16 protein-coding genes are annotated in these 15007 nt (G+C 73.8%); 3 read left to right on the top strand and 13 right to left on the bottom strand.

The annotated features are described in order from the left end of the window. Nucleotides 1-10: 10 nt before the first annotated feature. From MWU57_RS18315 to MWU57_RS18310, 7 genes are all read right to left on the bottom strand, one after another. Nucleotides 11-1420 (bottom strand): polysaccharide deacetylase family protein, encoded by a 1410-nt coding sequence (locus tag MWU57_RS18315; protein ID WP_246907166.1) that lies wholly within the window; start codon nt 1418-1420, stop codon nt 11-13. A gap of 87 nt (nt 1421-1507) precedes the next feature. Next, nucleotides 1508-2521, bottom strand: a complete 1014-nt coding sequence (locus MWU57_RS02890) for a bile acid:sodium symporter family protein (RefSeq protein WP_246907164.1) — start codon at nt 2519-2521, stop codon at nt 1508-1510. After that, nucleotides 2518-3654: an acetamidase/formamidase family protein gene (locus MWU57_RS02885; RefSeq protein ID WP_246907162.1), complete on the bottom strand. Its 1137-nt coding sequence runs from the start codon at nt 3652-3654 to the stop codon at nt 2518-2520. The genes MWU57_RS02890 and MWU57_RS02885 overlap by 4 nt, the downstream gene beginning before the upstream one ends. Further along, complete coding sequence (locus MWU57_RS02880) at nt 3651-4469, bottom strand: ABC transporter ATP-binding protein (RefSeq protein WP_246907161.1); 819 nt, start codon at nt 4467-4469, stop codon at nt 3651-3653. Before MWU57_RS02880 ends, MWU57_RS02885 begins: the two co-directional genes overlap by 4 nt. A gap of 17 nt (nt 4470-4486) precedes the next feature. Further along, nucleotides 4487-5425: an ABC transporter permease gene (locus tag MWU57_RS02875; protein WP_246907160.1), complete on the bottom strand. Its 939-nt coding sequence runs from the start codon at nt 5423-5425 to the stop codon at nt 4487-4489. After that, a complete protein-coding gene (locus MWU57_RS02870; RefSeq protein WP_246907159.1) occupies nt 5425-6114 on the bottom strand; it encodes an ABC transporter substrate-binding protein in 690 nt (229 codons plus the stop codon). Before MWU57_RS02870 ends, MWU57_RS02875 begins: the two co-directional genes overlap by 1 nt. Continuing rightward, nucleotides 6033-6377 (bottom strand): hypothetical protein, encoded by a 345-nt coding sequence (locus MWU57_RS18310; protein WP_246907158.1) that lies wholly within the window; start codon nt 6375-6377, stop codon nt 6033-6035. The genes MWU57_RS02870 and MWU57_RS18310 overlap by 82 nt, the downstream gene beginning before the upstream one ends. A 217-nt stretch (nt 6378-6594) precedes the next feature. On the opposite strand from MWU57_RS18310, the gene MWU57_RS02860 reads away from it, so the two are divergent. Beyond that, nucleotides 6595-7275, top strand: a complete 681-nt coding sequence (locus MWU57_RS02860; protein WP_246907157.1) for a FadR/GntR family transcriptional regulator — start codon at nt 6595-6597, stop codon at nt 7273-7275. A 77-nt stretch (nt 7276-7352) separates the two neighbouring features. Here the strand turns inward: MWU57_RS02860 and MWU57_RS02855 are convergent, their stop codons facing one another. The 5 genes from MWU57_RS02855 to MWU57_RS02835 all read right to left on the bottom strand — a co-directional run bounded on the left by MWU57_RS02855 (nt 7353) and on the right by MWU57_RS02835 (nt 10878). Then, nucleotides 7353-8117, bottom strand: coding sequence for an ABC transporter permease (locus tag MWU57_RS02855; RefSeq protein ID WP_246907154.1), 765 nt, complete (start codon nt 8115-8117; stop codon nt 7353-7355). Further along, the gene (locus MWU57_RS02850) at nt 8117-8899 is read right to left on the bottom strand and encodes an ABC transporter ATP-binding protein (RefSeq protein ID WP_246907153.1); all 783 of its coding nucleotides are present in this window, start codon (nt 8897-8899) and stop codon (nt 8117-8119) included. The genes MWU57_RS02855 and MWU57_RS02850 overlap by 1 nt, the downstream gene beginning before the upstream one ends. 27 nt (nt 8900-8926) lie before the next feature. After that, the gene (locus MWU57_RS02845; protein ID WP_246907152.1) at nt 8927-9769 is read right to left on the bottom strand and encodes a DUF4097 family beta strand repeat-containing protein; all 843 of its coding nucleotides are present in this window, start codon (nt 9767-9769) and stop codon (nt 8927-8929) included. Nucleotides 9770-9840: 71 nt separating this feature from the next. After that, nucleotides 9841-10353: a toxin-antitoxin system HicB family antitoxin gene (locus tag MWU57_RS02840; RefSeq protein WP_246907150.1), complete on the bottom strand. Its 513-nt coding sequence runs from the start codon at nt 10351-10353 to the stop codon at nt 9841-9843. Nucleotides 10354-10410: 57 nt separating this feature from the next. Further along, nucleotides 10411-10878: a MarR family winged helix-turn-helix transcriptional regulator gene (locus MWU57_RS02835; protein WP_246907149.1), complete on the bottom strand. Its 468-nt coding sequence runs from the start codon at nt 10876-10878 to the stop codon at nt 10411-10413. Between the two features lie 38 nt (nt 10879-10916). Between MWU57_RS02835 and MWU57_RS02830 the strand changes: the two genes are divergently transcribed. Together MWU57_RS02830 and MWU57_RS02825 are read left to right on the top strand one after the other, a co-directional pair. Next, the gene (locus MWU57_RS02830; protein WP_246907148.1) at nt 10917-11774 is read left to right on the top strand and encodes an NmrA family NAD(P)-binding protein; all 858 of its coding nucleotides are present in this window, start codon (nt 10917-10919) and stop codon (nt 11772-11774) included. Next, nucleotides 11771-12406 (top strand): NAD(P)-dependent oxidoreductase, encoded by a 636-nt coding sequence (locus tag MWU57_RS02825; protein ID WP_246907147.1) that lies wholly within the window; start codon nt 11771-11773, stop codon nt 12404-12406. The genes MWU57_RS02830 and MWU57_RS02825 overlap by 4 nt, the downstream gene beginning before the upstream one ends. Before the next feature lie 89 nt (nt 12407-12495). Here MWU57_RS02825 and MWU57_RS02820 read toward each other — a convergent pair whose 3' ends face one another. Then, nucleotides 12496-14940: a glycoside hydrolase family 10 protein gene (locus MWU57_RS02820; protein ID WP_246907146.1), complete on the bottom strand. Its 2445-nt coding sequence runs from the start codon at nt 14938-14940 to the stop codon at nt 12496-12498. Nucleotides 14941-15007: the final 67 nt, after the last annotated feature.

Here is a 15007-nt window from a genome sequence, read left to right as displayed (position 1 = left end):
CCGCGCGCGCTCAGGGCTCGTCGGGACCGACGAGCAGGTCGGCCGTGACCAGCACGTAGTCCTCCTGGCGCAGGTCGGCGATGATCTTCGGCACGGCGTCCACGCTGGTCGCGTGGATGTCGTGCAGCAGGATGTTGCTGCCCGGCTCCACCTCGGCGCGCACCCGACGGCGGATCTCGCGGGCGTCGCGGGACTCCCAGTCGCGGGTGTCGAGGCTCCACAGCACGACGTCGAGCCCGGTCCGGGTCGCGAGCGACCGGACGCGGTCGTCGACGTCCCCGTACGGGGGGCGCAGCAGGTACGGCGTGAAGCCCGTCGCCTCCGTGACCGCGTCCTGGGTGCGCCGGACCTCGTCGCGCACCTCGGCGTCGTCCAGCGTGGTGAGCTGCGGGTGGTTCCAGGTGTGGTTGCCCACCAGGTGCCCGCCGTCGACGACGGCACGCGCGATCTCGGGCCGGGCGGCGACGTTGTCGCCCACCATGAAGAAGGTGGCGGGAGCGTCCTTGCGCTCGAGGATGCGCAGCAGCCGCTGCGTCTCGGCGACGGGGCCGTCGTCGAAGGTCAGCGCGACGCACCGGTCCTCGCGGCAGTCGACGCCGTCGGCCCGGGCCGCCCGGCGGCGGTCGGCGACGATCTGGTCCAGCCGGTCCGTCCACAGGGACTCCGTGGTGTCGAGCAGCGTGTCCCGCAGCGCGACGGCGTCGTCCGCGTCGAGGGCGTCCGCCCCGGCGTCGATCATCGCCTCGGCGTCGGTGACGGCCGCGTCGAGCTCGCCCAGGGTGGCGGCACCGACCTGCGGCCGGAGATCCGTCAGGGCGTCGCGGCCCTCGGTCGCCGCGGCCTGCAGCTCCTCGAGGGCCCACCCCTGCCGTGCCTCGACGACGACGGCGGTCGCCGCGGTCACGGCGGCCGCGGCGGCGTCCAGCTCGGCGGGCGCCGGGTCCGAGCCGTCCACGACCTCGGCCTCCACCCGCGGCAGCGTCTGCGGACGGAACGGGTTCGGCCGGGTGACCTCCTCCACGGTGCGCGTCGAGACCGGGTAGGTCACCTCGGCGTCGCGCAGCCGCTCGGCCTGGTCGAGCGCCGCGGCGAGAGGTGCGCGCACGGCGGGGTCGCCCACCTGGCCCTCGCTGCCGGCCAGGACGGGCCTGCCGCCGTCGACCGCGTCGTCGAGGGCGTCGCGGCTCGCGGCGTACGCCTCCTCGGCACGGGCGCGGGAGGTCGCCGCGTCCTCGGTGACGCGGGCGACCTCCGCCTCGTACGTGGCCACGGTCCCGACCCAGGCGCGGTGCTCGAGCACCCCGGCGACGACGGCGCCCGCCGCGACGAGGACGACGACGATCGCCGCGATCCACCACCGGCGTGCACGACGGCGTGGCCCCGGTCCCGAGGCGGCGTCCGGCCCTGGCGGAGTGCTCACGTCTCGATCCTCCGGCGAACCCGCCGCCTTGACCACCCGTCGGCGGCGGCCTGCGGCTCCGAGGCGTCGACCGGGCCGGGTGGGGCGTCACCCCTGGCGGACCGCCGCACGGCGAGCGAGCACCGAGCAGACCACGAGCTGCAGCTGGTGGAAGACGACGATCGGGACGGCCACCAGACCGACGGTGGCTGCGGGGAGCAGCGCAGCGACGATCGGCAGCCCGGTCGCCAGCGACTTCATGGAACCGCACAGCATCAACGTGGTGCGGCGCTCGTCGTCCAGCCCCGCGGCACGACCGCCCCACCAGGTCGCGGCGAGCATCGTGACCAGCAGCACCGCCGACGCGGCGACCAGCGCGACGACGGCCCCTGCGGTCAGGCCGCTCCACACGCCCTGCGCGGTGGCGCCGCTCACCGCGGTGAGCACGATCAGCAGGATCGTGCCGCGGTCGACGAGCCGGGTGAGCCACGGCGCTCGGCGCAGGCGCTCGCCGACCCAGGGCTGGAGCACCTGGCCGACGGCGAACGGCAGCAGCAGCTGGACGAGCACGGTCTGCAGCCCGCCCGCGTCCGCACCGTCGAGCCCGGCGCCGAGCGGCGCCGAGGGGGACACCAGCACCAGCACGAGCAGCGGTGTGAGCAGCAGCCCGGCGACGTTCGAGACGGTCGCCCCGCAGATCGCCCCGGCGACGTCACCGCGCGCCACCGAGGTGAACGCGATCGCGGAGCTGACCGTCGACGGCAGCAGCGAGACGCACAGCAGCCCGGTGGCGACGCCCGTCCCGACGAAGGGCGTGGCGACGAACGCCACCGCGACGCCCGCCACGGGGTAGAGGACGAAGGTCGCGACCAGGAGACCGCCCTGGAGCCGCCAGTCGCGCAGCGAACGCCCGATCTCCCGGGTGGGCAACCGTGCTCCGTAGAGGAGGAACAGCAGGCTGACGGCGACGGCGGAGGTCGAGTCGAGCACGGCGTGGACGGTGTCCGGCACGGGGACGGCCACCCCGACGAGCAGGGCGGCCAGGATGGCGAGCACGAACGGGTCGACCCATCCGCGCAGGTGGCGCAGCAGCGGTGGGCGGCGGCCGGGTCGGCGGGTCATGGCGCGAGCTCCTCGAAGTCGGCGAGCCGGATGCGCGCGTGCACTCCCTTGACCTGGTCGACGACCTGGGAGATGTCGAAGTCCGTCGCGGCGGACAGGTAGGCGTAGGCGAGGTGCTCGGCCATGCCCCACCGGGCCTGCAGCAGGTCGAGCGCGGCGCGGACGCACTTCTGGACGGCGACGTCGAGGTCGGCGTCCATCCCGGTGGGGACCAGGTGCTCGGCCGTGCGCACGACGGGCCCCGAGAGCTCGCCCAGCTCGGCGAGCGCCCGGTCGCGGGGGATCAGGTCGAGCTGCACCGTCGACCTGAGCGAGGCCTCCAGCGCCGTCAGCGCGACCTCCCCGTTGCCCTGGGCGAAGTGCGGGTCACCGGCGTAGAAGAGCGCCCCCGGGACCGCGACCGGGAGGTAGACGGTCGATCCCGCCGTCGTCATCGTGATGTCGATGTTCCCTCCGTGCCGACCCGGCGGCACCGAGTGCGGCCGCCGGGGTCCCGGGGTCGCGACGCCCAGCACGCCGAGGAACTCGGCGAGCGGGAACCGGACGCGACGGGGGTCGGCCGCGTCGGGCGTCAGGGGGAGGACGCCGTGCGCCCGGTCGTCGTGGCCCTCCACCGGGGTGAAGACGCTGACGTTGTGTCCGTCCCGGGGCAGCTCGGCGGGCAGGGCGCCGCGGCCGTGACGGTTGGAGATCACGCCGTACGGGACCCGGCGCAGGTGCTCCAGGAGGTGGACGGCCAGGACGTCCCCGGGCTGTGCCCCGACGACCTCGATCGGTCCGGTGACGACGTGCGGACCGTCGTCGACGCCGCGCGCGACCGTGGCGGCGATCGCGGCGGCGTCGGTGAGGACCTGGTCCGGGCCGACGCCGTGCTCCCCGAAGTAGCCGACGGGGTCGCCGCCCTGGTCAGGCAGCAGACCCTCGTGGCTGACGGTGTCGATGGTGACCGTGGAGCCGGGCGCGACGGACAGGACGGGGGAGTCGGTCGCGGCAGGCAGCCGGCCCCACAGCACGGTGCCGGGAGAGGACGCGAGGTACGTGTCGCCCAGGATCGGCCCGGTGCCCGGCTGGAGCACGGGGACGGCGGAGCCGGTGCCGAACGCGGAGCCGAGGACGTCGTTCGCGCTCGTCATGCCGCGATCTCGCCGTCGCGCACCGGGGTGTGGACGTGATGCCCGATGTGTTGCGCGATGGCACGGAACTCGGGAGAAGCCGTGTCGCGCTGGTCGCCGAGGTCCACCGGGACGACGTCACGGACGTGGCCCGGCACGCCGTGCGCGGCACCGCCGGACATGACCACCACCCGGTCGGCCAGGTAGACCGCCTCGTCGATCGAGTGCGTGACCAGCACGACGGTGGTGCTCACGCGCTGCCGGATCGCGACGAGCTCGTCCTGCATCTGCCGGCGGGTCAGGGCGTCGAGCGCCCCGAGCGGTTCGTCCATGAGCAGCACCGACGGGTGCAGGGCGAGGACCCGTGCGATGCCCACCCGCTGCTGCATCCCTCCGGACAGGGCGTGCGGGTAGGCGTCGACGAAACGCCCGAGCCCGACGGTCTCGGCGTGCTCGGCGGCCTGCCCGAGGGCCTCCCGCCGCCCGACGCCCCGGCGTCGGATGCCGTAGGCGATGTTCTCGCGCACGGTGAGCCAGGGGAACAGCCCGTAGTCCTGGAACACGACGCCACGGTCGGGGCCCGGCCCGGTCACGGGCCGACCGTCCAGCAGGACCCGACCCTCCGTCGGACTCTCGAACCCCGCCACGAGCCGGAGCAACGTCGACTTGCCGCACCCGCTGGCCCCGACGACGGCGACCGCCTCGCCGGGTGCGACGTCGAGGGTGGCGCCGCGCATGGCGAAGACGTCGCCGCTGTAGTGCTTGCCGAGACCGTCGATCGTGAGCCGGCCGGCCGGCGAGGGCCCGGCGACCGTGCTTCCTGCAGTGGTGGTCATGGATGTCGTCCCTGTCGTCATCTGTCCTCCTGGAGCAGCGGGCGCCCTCCGGTGGCGACCCGGACCAGCAGGACCAGGAGCCGGTCGGTGGCGAAGCCGAGCAGGCCGATGACGACCATGCCGGCCACGATCAGGTCGGTCTGCGCGATCACCTTGGCCTCGGTGATCATCGCGCCGAGGCCGAGATTGATCCCGGTCATCTCGCCGACCACGAGCAGCGCCCACGCCAGACCGAGGGAGACGCGCAGGCCGGAGACGATGCCGGGCGCGGCGGCCGGTACGACCACCGTCCACAGGCGCCGCCACCGTGAGGTGCCGAGCATGGCGGCGGCCTCGAGCAGTCGCGGCGGGACCTGCTGCACGGCCGTGACCGTGTTGACCAGCACGGGGAAGAACGCGGCGAGGAACACGAGGAAGACGGCCTGGTTGTCGCCGATGCCGATCATGATGAGGGCGAGGGGCGCCCATGCGGTCACGGGGACGGGGCGCACCAGGTTGAGGGTCGGCTCGAGCATCCGGGTCAGCCGTGCGGAACGGCCCATGAGGACACCCAGCGGGATGGCCAGGGCGGCCGCGAGCAGGAACCCGGAGACGGCGCGGACGAGGCTCGCCCACACGTGGCGCCAGAGCTGCGCGCTGAAGGAGTCGTCGATCAGCCCGCCCACCGTCAGGTCCACGAGGCGGACCAGCACCGCAGCGGGCGTCGGGAGCTCGGCCATGCGGATCCCGCCGGGGACGTCCCAGCCCGCGGTGACGCCGGCGTGCCACAGCAGCAGGACGAGCACCGGCACCGGGAGGGCCCACAGGACGGTGCGCGCGCGCCGTCCGGCACGCTCCCGGCGGCGCGGCGCGCCCGGGCGGCCGCCCGTCGTCGGCACGGTGCTCGTGGTGGGTTCCGGCGAGGGGCCCGGCACCTCGCCGCGCGCTGCCGGGGTCACCGTGGCGACATGGCCCATCACTCCTCCTCCGGGGCGAAGCCGTCGGCCACGACGTCGGCGACGTCGGGCGCCTGGTCGATCACGGCGAGCTTCTGCATCTCCCCGGCGAGCGCGTCCACCTGGTCGAGGTACGCGGGGGCGAGGTCGGAGCGCAGCCAGATGTTCCCCGCCGCCAGGTCGAGCACCGTGGGCTCGAACGAGAACTGGTCGGCCACGCCGGTCATCCAGGCCGCGGGATCCGCGGCCAGCGCCGCGGTGGCCTCGGTGTGGATGTCGACGAGCTGCTGGACGAGCTCAGGATCCTCCTCGACCCGGGCGCCGGTGGTCGCGAGACCGATGTTGACCCGCCCGATCGCCGTGTCGTAGATGGACACGATCTCGTGCGCGCCCTCGAGCTGTGCCAGCGAGACGTTGACCTCGGCGCCGGCGAAGGCGTCGATGTCCCCGCGCTCCAGGGCGTCGGCCATGTCGGCGTACCCCAGGCTGACGAGCTCGACGTCCGCGTCCGGGTCGAGGCCGGCCGCCTCGAGGGTCAGGCGCAACGCCATCTCCTGGGACGAACCGGGAACGATCCCGATCCTGGTGCCGGCGAGGTCCTCGACCGAGGTGATGGAGGTGGACCCGATCAGTCCGGAGCCGCCGTCGGCCCCGGACGCGACGAGCTGTACGTCCTTGCCCTGCGCGACCCCGGCGATGACGGTGGGCACTCCGAGGAGAGTGCGAAGTCGACGTCCCCGGTGAGGACGGCGTTGAGCTCGTCGGTCGAGTTCGCCATGGGGACCACCTCGATGGTGACGCCCTCCGCGTGGTCGGAGTAGACGTACGGCGCGTAGAGGTGGGGCTGGCGCTGGGTGGCGACGCGGATGACCTCGCCGTCCTCCCCGGACGCGGAGGCTTCGCCGGTGCAGGCGGCCAGGGTGGCGGTCGCGGCGACGAGGGCGATCGGCAGCAGGGCGCGGGAGCGGTTCACGGAGCGATCCTTCCGGTGCGAGTGCAGACCCGATTGGTCCGACCAAGTGACCGCCACGCTAGGGGGCAAAGATCCGCGAAAGATAGTCGATCAACGACATGGAAACGAGCAATTTACGCGGCCGGAACACGCGTGTCTCGAGGCAATTGGTCTTATTGGTATAGCCTCGTCGGGTCCGAGTTGCTGCCCTGCGGGGCACCGAGCGTCGAGGAGTCGCATGACCTCCGTCGAGATCCCCCCGGTGGTGCCGGGCAAGCAGCCCCTGGCCGTGGCCCTCGCCGCGCGGCTCGAGCGGATGATCGCGACGGGCGAGCTCGGACCCGGTGCGCGGCTGCCTGCCGAGCGGGAGCTGGCGCGCCAGCTCGACGTCTCCCGGACCACCCTGCGCGAGGCGATGAACAAGCTCGAGGAGAAGGGCTTGGTCGAGCGACGCCAGGGCCGTGGCACGCGGGTCGTCGATCGGCCGGAGGAGGCGCGCCAGATCCTGGGGCTGCACCAGCCCGGTGCCACCCAGAGCGTGACCGAGCTGCGCACGCTGGTCGAGCCGTCGGTGGCGGCGCTCGCGGCGGCCCGTGCCACCCGTGCCAACCAGCTCCAGCTCGCCGACGTGCTGGCCCGGACGACGTCCGACCTCACTGCGCAGCAGTCGCTGGAGCGGGACACCGAGTTCCACCTGCTCCTGGCTCACGCCACGCTGAACCCGCTGGTGACAGCGCTGCACGGGCTGATGACCGAGTGGACCTTGGCGCAGCGTCGGCTCTCGCACGGCTCGCCGGAGGGGCGCGCGCTGTCGTTGCAGGGCCACCGGGAGATCCTGGCGGCCGTCGAGGCCCACGACGCCGATGCCGCGTACGACGCGATGCGGCGACACCTCGCCGACGTCGGCGCCTCGTCCTGACGGCATCGACGGTGACGGCGTCCGCCCCCTCGGCGAGGGAGCGGACGCCGTCGTGCACGACGCGTGCGGCTGGCGGCTCAGCTCGTCTTGCGGCGGTAGGCCGCGATCGCGGCGGCGTAGGCCACCGCGAGGATGACCACGAGCCAGGCGAGGGCGATCCAGATGTCGTTGCCGGGAGGCTGCTCCGCGAACAGGGCCCGGATGGTGTCGACGATGGACGTCACGGGCTGGTTCTCGGCGAACCAGGCGACCGGCCCGGGCATCGTGTCGGTGGGCACGAACGCCGAGCTGATGAACGGCAGGAAGATGAGCGGGTAGCTGAACGCGCTCGCGCCGTCGACGGTCTTCGCCGAGAGCCCGGCGACCACGGCGAGCCAGGTGAGGGCCAGCGTGAACAGGGCGAGGATGCCGGCCACGGCGAGCCAGGCGCCCACGGACGCACCGGTCCGGAACCCCATGAGCAGCGCGACGCCGATGACGATCACGATCGAGGCCAGGTTGGCGACCAGCGACGTGAGCACGTGCCCCCACAGGACGCTCGACCGGGCGATCGGCATGGACTGGAAGCGCTCGAAGATGCCGCCCTGCATGTCGAGGAACAGCCGGTACGCGGTGTACGCGATGCCCGACGCGATCGTGATGAGCAGGATGCCGGGAAGCATGTAGTTGACGTAGGACTCGTCGGACCCCGTGTCGATCGCGCCGCCGAACACGTACACGAACAGCAGCATCAGGGCGATCGGGGTCACCGCGGTCGTGATGATGGTGTCGGGGCTGCGGCTGATGTGCCGCAGGGACCGTCCGGTGAGGACCCGGGTGTCGGTCAGGACGTGGGTGGTCATCAGGATTCCTTTCCGGCGTCGGTACCGACGAGGGTGAGGAAGACGTCCTCGAGGGACGGCTGCTTCTCGACGTACTCGACCTTGGCGGGGGGCAGGAGCTGCTTGAGCTCGGCGAGGGTCCCGTGCTGGATGATCGTGCCCTCGTGCAGGATGGCGATGCGGTCGGCGAGCTGTTCGGCCTCGTCGAGGTACTGGGTGGTCAGCAGGACGGTGGTGCCGCCCTCGGCCAGCTTCTTGACGCCCTTCCAGACGTCGATGCGGGCCTGCGGGTCCAGGCCGGTGGTGGGCTCGTCGAGGAAGACGATCGGCGGGTCGCCGATCAGGCTCATGGCGATGTCGAGCCGGCGTCGCATACCTCCCGAGTACGTGCCCGCCCGGCGGTCGGCGGCGTCGGTGAGCGAGAAGCGGGTGAGCAGGTCGTCGGCGATCGCCCGCGGGTCGTCCAGGTGGCGCAGCCGGGCGACGAGGACGAGGTTCTCCCGTCCGGTGAGGATCTCGTCGACGGCGGCGAACTGGCCCGTGAGGCTGATGGACTCGCGCACGTCGCCCGGCTTCGCGGCGACGTCGAAGCCGTGCACGGTCGCGGTGCCGGCGTCGGCCCGGAGAAGGGTCGCGAGGATGCGCACGAGCGTGGTCTTGCCGGCGCCGTTCGAGCCGAGCAGGGCGAAGATGCTCCCCGGCTCGACGTCGAGGTCGACGCCGCGCAGCACGTGCAGGTCCTGGAAGGACTTCTGGATTCCCCGCACGCGGATGGCGGGCTGGCGGGACTCGTCGTGGGTCATGGCTGTGTCTCCGTCTCGGGTGCGGTCTCAGGGCCGGCGCACGACGACGTCGCCGTACCCGGTGCTGGCGTGGATCTCGGCCGTCGCCTCGTCGTCGACGGGGCCCTCGGTGGGGGTGAGCTGGTTGCGCACGGCACCGTGCTCGGAGCCGACGTCGAGGTAGGCGGCGGTGCCCTCGGGCACACCCACCTCGATCGTGCCGTACGAGGTGGCGAGCGTGACGTCGCCCGACTCGAGGCGGTCGACGCGGACGTTGCCGTGGGCGCCCTTGGCGGTGAGGCTGCCGCGCACGTGGCGCACGACGATGTCGCCGTTCGCGCCCTGGATCCCGAGCGAGCCGGAGACGGACCCGACCAGGGTGGTGCCGTTGGTCGCGCGGATCGTGCCGTCTCCCAGGGCCTCGTCCACCCGCACGGACCCGGCGGCCACCTTGACCGCCAGAGGACCGGCGGCCCGCCCGACGGCGACCGAGCCGGCCGCGACCTTGACGTCGAGCCGGTCGACCTCGTCGATGCGGACGTCGCCGGCCGAGACCGTCATGTCGACGGTGCCGAAGGAGCCCTCGGAGAAGAGGGTGCCGGTCTTGCCGCGGAGGTCGGAGCCGGCGGGGAGCTCGACCGTGATGTCCGCGGTGCCGGCCGCGAACGGCAGGACCCACTGCTTCCAGGATCCGGGGTAGGTGATCGAGACGGCGTCGCCGTCGCGCTCGACGCGCACCTCCTCGGCGGCGCGCACGGATCCCGACTTGCCCGGCGTCGTGGGCAGCACGGTGACGACGACGTCGTCGCGCTCGGAGGCGATGACGTGCAGGTTCGCGAAGGGCACCTCGACGACGACGGGAACGGGGTGGGGGGCGGGGAAAGTGGGCATGACGGAGCTCCAGGAGTGGTGTCAGTGTGGTGTCTGGGGGGGAAGGGGATGGTGCTCTGGTGGTGCGCTGGTCAGCGGACCCAGCCGGTGGCCCGGCTGGTGCCGCGGTGGGTCGCCCTGGCCTGCGCTGCCGGGCGGCCGGTGGACTGCTCGAGGGCGCCGGCGACGGCCCGCACGAGCCAGGTGTTGACGGAGACGCCCTCGCGGGCCGCGGCCGTCTCGACCTGCGCCTTGAGGTGGTCGGGGAGCCGCAGGGTGGTGCGGGTGGTGGCGCCGCCGTCGGCGTCGGGGAGCGGCGCGACCGGGGGTGCGGGCTCCGGGGCGCTCGCGGTGGCGGGGCCGGCCGGGACGTCGATGACGAACTCGGGCGAGCCGCCCCGGAGCCGGACGTCCACCGATCCGGGAGCGAGCTCGGCGGAGATCTCGCCGGCCGCGTCGGAGAGCGCCTCCAGCAGCACGAGCCGGGCGGCGGAGTCGAGGGGTGCGGTGAGGCGGGAGGCGATCTCGCGCGCCTCGTCGCTGCCCGCCGCGGCGGCGGTACGGAGCTGCTGCTGCAGCTGGTCGGTGTAGCGGGTCAGGTCCATGGCTCCACTATGACACCACGGTGGTGTCATAGCAAGAGGTGTGACGCCACGAGTTTGTCAGAGTGGTGTCGCGCCGCTCCCGCGGTGACCGCGGGCCGCGCCCTGGTCCTGGGCGAACCGGTGCAGGGACCTGGCCAGCGTGTGGACCTCGTCGGGGGTCCAGCCGTCCACGATGTCCGCGAGGCGCTCCAGGCGGAACTCGGCCGCGCGGTCTCTGAGCTCCCGCCCGGCAGCGGTGGGCACGACGAGCCGCCGGCGGGCGTCGTCGGGGGACTCTGTCCGCGTGACCATTCCTGCGCCCTCGGCGCGGGTGACGAGGCGGCTGGCCGTCGAGTGGGCGACACCGAGGCGCGTCGCGATCTGCTGGACGCTCTGGCCCTCGGTCGGCAGTTCGTCGAGCACGAGCAACGTCGAGAGCTCGACGGCGCGGCCCTGGTCGTCCAGCACCGGCGGGGCCGTCAGGAAGCGGCGCAGGCCGACGAGCGCCCGGTCGAGCATCCGCAGGTCGGGTTCCCGTGCGTCCATGCATGTACGGTACATGTACGGACCGAAGGGGGAGGCGCATGTTCCTGGTGACGGGTGCGAGCGGCAACGTCGGTGCGGTCGTCGCCCGGGAGCTGCGGGCGGCGGGCGCCGACGTGCGTCGCGCCGTCCGCTCGCCGCGCGACGGAGCCACCGACGAGGTGGCGTTCGACTTCACCGACGCCTCGACGTGGGGTCCGGCGTTCGACGGCGTGCACGCGATGTTCCTCGTCCGCCCGCCCGCTATCGGCAACGTGCGGCGGGACCTGCTGCCCGCCGTCGCCGCCGCCCGCGACGCGGGCGTGGAGCACGTCGTCTTCCTGTCCCTGCAGGGTGCTGAGCGCAACAAGGTCGTGCCGCACGCGACGGTGGAGTCCTGGCTGCGCGGTTCGGGCCTGGCGTGGACGTTCGTGCGTGCGTCGTTCTTCCACCAGAACCTCAGCACCACCCATGCGAGCGACGTGCGCGACCGGGACGAGATCGTCGTCCCGGCCGGCGACGGCGCGACGGCGTTCGTCGACGCCGAGGACGTCGGGGCGGTCGCGGCCCGCGCGCTCCTGGAGCCCGCGGCCCACCGGGACCGGGCCTGGACCGTCACCGGCCCGCGGGCGCTCACCTACCAGCAGATCGCGCAGATCCTCACCGACGAGCTCGGCCGAAAGGTGCACTACCGGCGGCCCGGCGTGCTCCGCTACGTCCGCCACGCCCGCCGCGAGCTCGGCATGCCGTGGGGGATGGTCGCCGTGACCACCGCCATCTACACCACCGCCCGGCTCGGTCTCGCCGACGCCCTCACCACCGACGTGCAGAGCCTGCTCGGCCGGGAACCCCTCGACTTCGCCGCGTTCGCACACCGCGAGCGGGCCGCCTGGATCCCTCCGACCAAGGACACCCCATGAAGATCGCCCTCGTCGGCGCCACCGGACGGACCGGCCGGCACGCCCTGACCACTGCCCTGGAGCACGGCCACGACGTCAGCGTGCTCGTCCGGCGACCCGACCGCCTGCCCGCCGAGGTGCGCGGCCAGGTCCGCGTCGTCGTCGGCGACGCCACGGACCCCGCTGCGCTCGGCGAGCTCGTCCGGGGCGCGGAGGCCGTCGTCTCGGCGCTCGGACCCACCGCGAATGAGGCCGACCTGCACACGCGGACGGCGCGAGCGCTCGTCGACGTCATGGCGGCGCACGGGCCGCGGCGGTTCGTCGGCGTCAGCGGTGCGGGCATCGACGTGCCCGGCGACCGCAAGGCCGGCAAGGACAAGGTCATCAGCTGGCTCATCCGCACCCTCGGCGGCGACGTCGTGAAGGACAAGCCGGCCGAGCACGCCGTCTGGGCGGTGTCCGGGCTGGACTGGACGCTCGTGCGCCCGCCGCGCCTCGTCGACGGCGAGGCCACCGGCCGCCTGGAGCACGACGCCCACCGGTCGACGCGCTCCACGACGATCCGTCGAGCCGACCTCGGGGCCTTCCTCGTCGACGTCGCCGAGGGTGACCGGTACGCCCGGCAGGCGCCGTTCGTGGCGACCGCCCGCTGACCGGACGGCACGGGAAGACCTGCCGCGCGATCAGGCCGAGGGCGCCGGGCGCGGACGGTACGAGTGCCCTCCGCGCCCGGCGCTCGGTGCTACCGCCCGGCGACCACCTGCGTCAGCCACCGGTCGTACATCGCGAGGTCACGCTGGGCGCGCGACCCGAACAGTGCCGGACCCTCGCCGTCGAGCGCTCCCCGCTCGACGGCGTCCGACGCGCGCCCGAGCGCGTCGATCGCGGCCGTCGGCCGGTCGCCGTCGAGCGCCCGCTCGGCCGCCGCGAGCTGGGCGGTCGCCGCCGCCACCGCTCCCGCGCCCACGCACTCGCCCCGCGCCGAGCCGAGGGCGTCGCGCAGCGCGTCGACACCCACCCGCACGGCACGGATCCGGTCGGCGTGCGGCACGACGGCCGGGTCGCGGAAGGCGCCCTCGGCGAGCGCGCCCGCCTGGGCGTCCGTGACCTGGTTGTACGCGAACAGCGCCGCTCCGTCGGAGCCGGCGTCGCCGACGGCGGCTACCTGGTCCAGCATGGTCTGCGGCGTGGAGCCCCGGAAGGGGCCGTAGGTCGCGGTGTACAGCAGGTTCTCCTCGCCGACCCGCTCCCGCATGGCGACGGTGTCGGCGGCGACCGAGGTGGCGGACGTGCCGAAGGACATGCCGGTCAGGACGTCGACGTACCCCTGGTCGACCCAGTCGCCCCAGTTCTGGAACTTCTTGGCCAGGCCGTCGCTCGGGTCCGGGAACACGGCGGCCGACACCGGGACCTCCGGGGCGACCTCCTGCTGCATCGAGCGGACCTCGGAGACGAACGAGGTCACGTTGGCCTCGCGCCAGGCCGTCCACGTCTCCCACGCGGGGTCCGCGGGGGTCAGCGTGTAGGGGTCGACGCCGGCCTCCTCGGCGAAGGCGGCGCGCGAGTAGTCGCTGTAGGAGTAGCCCGCGGTCTCCCAGGGCTCGGAGACCGGGTAGCGGATGTAGTCCAGGTGGAGCCCGTCGACGGGGTACCCGGTCAGGATCTCCTCGAGGACGGAGGCGACGTACGCCCGCGGCTCGGGGTGGGAGGCGTCGACGAAGTAGTAGCCCGGCTCCTGCGACGACGGCATCGGCCGGTCCGCGCCGACGTCCTCGCGCTCGACGGCGGCCCACTCCGGGTAGACGTCCAGGATCGGCCCCGGGCCGCCCGTGGCGCCCTCGGACCCCACGAAGAACGTGTGGATCCACGGGTGCAGCTCGATCCCGCGGTCGTGGGCCTCGGAGATCCAGACGGCGAGCGGGTCGAACCCGGCCATCTCCGGGCGCTGGGCGGTGATCCCGGCGTCGGCCGCGACCTGCGACGGGTAGATCGTCGTGCCCTGGAAGAAGGTCTCGAGGAACACGACGTTGAAGCCGGACTCCTCGATACGGTCGAGCGTGGCACGGATCGCCTCGGGGGACGTCTCCTCGGGGCGTACCCAGACCCCGCGACCCTCGGCCGGCCGCGACTCCGCGGTGCGGTACCCCGCCAGCGACGCGGACGCGCTCGCCTCCTGGGCCAGCTCGCTGGCCGCGGCGGCGTCGCCGGACCCGGCCGCCGTACGCGCCCGGTCGAGAAGTGCCTCGGCGTCCGCCAGCGCCTCCACCGCACCGTCGCGCGGGAAGGCGAGGCAGGCGGCGTCGGCGGCGGTGACGGACTCCTGCGCCGCGATCACCCCCTGCTCGGCGGCGTAGATCGCGGTGCGCTCGTCGACGGTCGCGACGAGCTCGGTCCCGTCGACCTCGACCGTGGCGCCCACCGGAGCGTTGGTCTGCAGCCACGTGCCGCGCGAGCCGTGGCCGGACAGCACGTAACCGTCCGCGGGGATCTCGCGGTCGTTGCCGCCCGCCCCGACGACCGTCCCCCCGACGACGGTGACCTCGTAGCCGAAGTCGTTGGTGCCGGAGGAGTCACGACCGGAGGCCGGGGTGTACTGCACGAGCTGCTCCGCGCCGCGGCAGCCCGGGTAGCACTGCCCGCTCCCGGGGTCGACGCCGGGCGGGTTGTTCTCGGGCGTCGGGTCCACGGCGTCGAGCGTCGTCGAGGCGCTGCGCTCGACGACCTCCCGGAACGTGATCGTGTCGCCGGCGGCGACGTGGTCGCGCAGGAACGGGCGCACGTCGGGCGACCCGCCGGGGGACACCGACAGCACGAGACCGTCGGTGGGGATGGCGTTGTCACCGGGCGTCCAGGCCGGATCGGCGCAGGTGGCGAGCGCGGTGCACACGCTGACCACCTCGTAGGTGCCCTGCTCGGGGCCGGGGGTCAGCACGGCCTCGCCACCGAACGCGTTGGTGCGCGTGGACTCCCCGAAGGCCGGGGTGTACACCGCGACGGTGCCGGCCGTGCGGCTCGGCGGGTTCACCGCCGTGACCGTCAGCTCCGCACCGTCACCCGCGACCACCACGTCGCCGGCCTCGGGGAGCCCGGCAGCGTCGACGGCCGTGGCGGACGTCGTCCCCGCGAGGCCTGCCAGCAGCAACGCCAGGGCGGTGGCGGCGGAGGTCCGCCGTCGTGTTCTGATCATCGTTGATCCTCTCCTCGCCGGCGGGGACGTTCCCACGCCGGTGCGCCCGCCCTGCGAGCAGGCGGGC

The sequence above is a fragment of the Isoptericola sp. S6320L genome (assembly GCF_023015685.1).
Taxonomy (GTDB): domain Bacteria; phylum Actinomycetota; class Actinomycetes; order Actinomycetales; family Cellulomonadaceae; genus Isoptericola; species Isoptericola halotolerans_A.
This window is presented reverse-complemented; position numbering and strand designations above follow the sequence as displayed.

What these genes read in the sequence shown, in the direction of transcription:
- MWU57_RS02880 (WP_246907161.1), bottom strand. Translation starts at nt 4,469, where the DNA reads ATGACCACCACTGCAGGAAGCACGGTCGCCGGGCCCTCGCCGGCCGGC.
- MWU57_RS02840 (WP_246907150.1), bottom strand. Translation starts at nt 10,353, where the DNA reads ATGGACCTGACCCGCTACACCGACCAGCTGCAGCAGCAGCTCCGTACC.
- MWU57_RS02850 (WP_246907153.1), bottom strand. Translation starts at nt 8,899, where the DNA reads ATGACCCACGACGAGTCCCGCCAGCCCGCCATCCGCGTGCGGGGAATC.
- MWU57_RS02835 (WP_246907149.1), bottom strand. Translation starts at nt 10,878, where the DNA reads ATGGACGCACGGGAACCCGACCTGCGGATGCTCGACCGGGCGCTCGTC.
- MWU57_RS02885 (WP_246907162.1), bottom strand. Translation starts at nt 3,654, where the DNA reads ATGACGAGCGCGAACGACGTCCTCGGCTCCGCGTTCGGCACCGGCTCC.
- MWU57_RS02890 (WP_246907164.1), bottom strand. Translation starts at nt 2,521, where the DNA reads ATGACCCGCCGACCCGGCCGCCGCCCACCGCTGCTGCGCCACCTGCGC.
- MWU57_RS02855 (WP_246907154.1), bottom strand. Translation starts at nt 8,117, where the DNA reads ATGACCACCCACGTCCTGACCGACACCCGGGTCCTCACCGGACGGTCC.
- MWU57_RS02860 (WP_246907157.1), top strand. Translation starts at nt 6,595, where the DNA reads ATGACCTCCGTCGAGATCCCCCCGGTGGTGCCGGGCAAGCAGCCCCTG.
- MWU57_RS02875 (WP_246907160.1), bottom strand. Translation starts at nt 5,425, where the DNA reads ATGGGCCATGTCGCCACGGTGACCCCGGCAGCGCGCGGCGAGGTGCCG.
- MWU57_RS02825 (WP_246907147.1), top strand. Translation starts at nt 11,771, where the DNA reads ATGAAGATCGCCCTCGTCGGCGCCACCGGACGGACCGGCCGGCACGCC.
- MWU57_RS02820 (WP_246907146.1), bottom strand. Translation starts at nt 14,940, where the DNA reads ATGATCAGAACACGACGGCGGACCTCCGCCGCCACCGCCCTGGCGTTG.
- MWU57_RS02830 (WP_246907148.1), top strand. Translation starts at nt 10,917, where the DNA reads ATGTTCCTGGTGACGGGTGCGAGCGGCAACGTCGGTGCGGTCGTCGCC.
- MWU57_RS02845 (WP_246907152.1), bottom strand. Translation starts at nt 9,769, where the DNA reads ATGCCCACTTTCCCCGCCCCCCACCCCGTTCCCGTCGTCGTCGAGGTG.